Source organism: Catellatospora chokoriensis (assembly GCF_011297315.1).
GTDB classification, from domain to species: domain Bacteria; phylum Actinomycetota; class Actinomycetes; order Mycobacteriales; family Micromonosporaceae; genus Catellatospora; species Catellatospora citrea.
Map to the genome: position 1 here is coordinate 1,251 of NZ_JAAOTI010000064.1, position 2,330 is coordinate 3,580.

The following is a 2,330-nucleotide window of genomic DNA, read 5'->3' on the forward strand; positions in this document are numbered from 1 at the left end:
CGGGTCATGCCGGGGACTCATGGGAGACTGCCGGGGTCAACTCGGAGGAAGGTGGGGATGACGTCAAGTCATCATGCCCCTTATGTCCAGGGCTTCACGCATGCTACAATGGCCGGTACAATGGGCTGCGATACCGTGAGGTGGAGCGAATCCCAAAAAGCCGGTCTCAGTTCGGATCGGGGTCTGCAACTCGACCCCGTGAAGTCGGAGTCGCTAGTAATCGCAGATCAGCAACGCTGCGGTGAATACGTTCCCGGGCCTTGTACACACCGCCCGTCACGTCACGAAAGTCGGCAACACCCGAAGCCCATGGCCCAACCCGTAAGGGAGGGAGTGGTCGAAGGTGGGGCTGGCGATTGGGACGAAGTCGTAACAAGGTAGCCGTACCGGAAGGTGCGGCTGGATCACCTCCTTTCTAAGGAGCACCTACCTGCGAAAGCGGGTCAGGACCTGGACCACCCGAGTGCGGTGGTCAGGGCTCAATGGCGGAGACACTTGGTAGGTTTCGCCGGCAACGGTCACAGTTAACCCTAGTAGGGCATGGAGCGTGAGCTCGTGCATGGAACGGGCTGTGGTGCGGCTGGTGGGACTGTTTAGCACCCTGTTGGGTCCTGAAGGAACAAGCGTGAGCTTGGGATTTCGGGCGCCGATCACATCTGGGAGTTCAAACTGCCGCGTTTGCGGTGTGTGTTCTCCGGGTGGGTGTGGGTTGGTTGTTTGTTGAGATGTGCATAGTGGACGCGAGCATCTTTGTTTCTCTGTGTAGGTAAGTTTTTAAGGGCAGACGGTGGATGCCTTGGCACCAGGAGCCGATGAAGGACGTGGGAGGCCGCGATAGGCCTGGGGGAGCTGTCAACCAAGCTGTGATCCCAGGGTGTCCGAATGGGGGAACCCAGCCCGAGTCATGTCGGGTTACCCGCATCTGAATACATAGGGTGTGTGGAGGGAACGCGGGGAAGTGAAACATCTCAGTACCCGCAGGAAGAGAAAACAACATGTGATTCCGTGAGTAGTGGCGAGCGAAAGCGGATGTAGCCTAAACCGTGTGCGTGTGATACCTGTCAGGGGTTGCGTGCGCGGGGTTGTGGGACCCTGCAGGCACAGCTGACACTGTGCGACACAGTTATAAAGTCTTGGGCTAGTCGAATCCTCTGGAATGAGGGACCGTAGAGGGTGAGAGTCCTGTAGGTGAAAGTTCAAGACCTGTGGTGGGTGTTCCCGAGTAGCGGCGGACTCCTGAAATCTGCCGTGAATCTGCCAGGACCACCTGGTAAGGCTGAATACTACCTGGTGACCGATAGCGGACTAGTACCGTGAGGGAATGGTGAAAAGTACCCCGGGAGGGGAGTGAAATAGTACCTGAAACCGTCTGCCTACAATCCGTCGGAGCTGAGCCCTTGTGGTGAGGTGACGGCGTGCCTTTTGAAGAATGAGCCTGCGAGTTAGTGGCATGTGGCGAGGTTAACCCGTGTGGGGAAGCCGTAGCGAAAGCGAGTCTGAACAGGGCGTTCAGTCGCATGCTCTAGACCCGAAGCGGAGTGATCTAGCCATGGGCAGGTTGAAGCGACGGTAAGACGTCGTGGAGGACCGAACCCACCAACGTTGAAAAGTTGGGGGATGACCTGTGGTTAGGGGTGAAAGGCCAATCAAACTCCGTGATAGCTGGTTCTCCCCGAAATGCATTTAGGTGCAGCGTCGCGTGTTTCTTGCCGGAGGTAGAGCTACTGGATGGCCTAGGGGGCCTACAAGCTTACCGAAGTCAGCTAAACTCCGAATGCCGGTAAGTGAGAGCGCGGCAGTGAGACTGCGGGGGATAAGCTTCGTAGTCGAGAGGGAAACAGCCCAGATCACCAGCTAAGGCCCCTAAGCGTGTGCTAAGTGGAAAAGGATGTGGGATCGCATAGACAACCAGGAGGTTGGCTTAGAAGCAGCCACCCTTGAAAGAGTGCGTAATAGCTCACTGGTCAAGTGGTTCCGCGCCGACAATGTAGCGGGGCTCAAGCACACCGCCGAAGCTGTGGCACTCACACAATAACCAGGCCTTTGTGGTCCAGGTGTGTGGGTGGGTAGGGGAGCGTCGTGTGGCGGGTGAAGCGGCAGGGTGACCTAGCCGTGGACGCTACACGAGTGAGAATGCAGGCATGAGTAGCGAATGAAGGGTGAGAAACCCTTCCGCCGGATGACCAAGGGTTCCAGAGTCAAGCTAATCTGCTCTGGGTGAGTCGGGACCTAAGGCGAGGCCGAGAGGCGTAGTCGATGGACAACGGGTTGATATTCCCGTACCCGCAAAGCAGCGCCCGCGACGAACCTTGCTGTACTAACCTTTTGAA

At 57.4% G+C, this 2,330-nt stretch carries 2 rRNA genes (both cut by a window edge); both read left to right on the top strand.

Annotated elements, in window-relative coordinates:
* Window positions 1-415: ribosomal RNA gene (locus tag HAV39_RS41885) — 16S ribosomal RNA — on the top strand; it begins 1,201 nt to the left of the window's first position.
* 349 nt (window positions 416-764) lie between these two features.
* Window positions 765-2,330: ribosomal RNA gene (locus HAV39_RS41890) — 23S ribosomal RNA — on the top strand; it runs 1,600 nt beyond the window's last position.
* The 16S and 23S rRNA genes sit together here, the layout of an rRNA operon.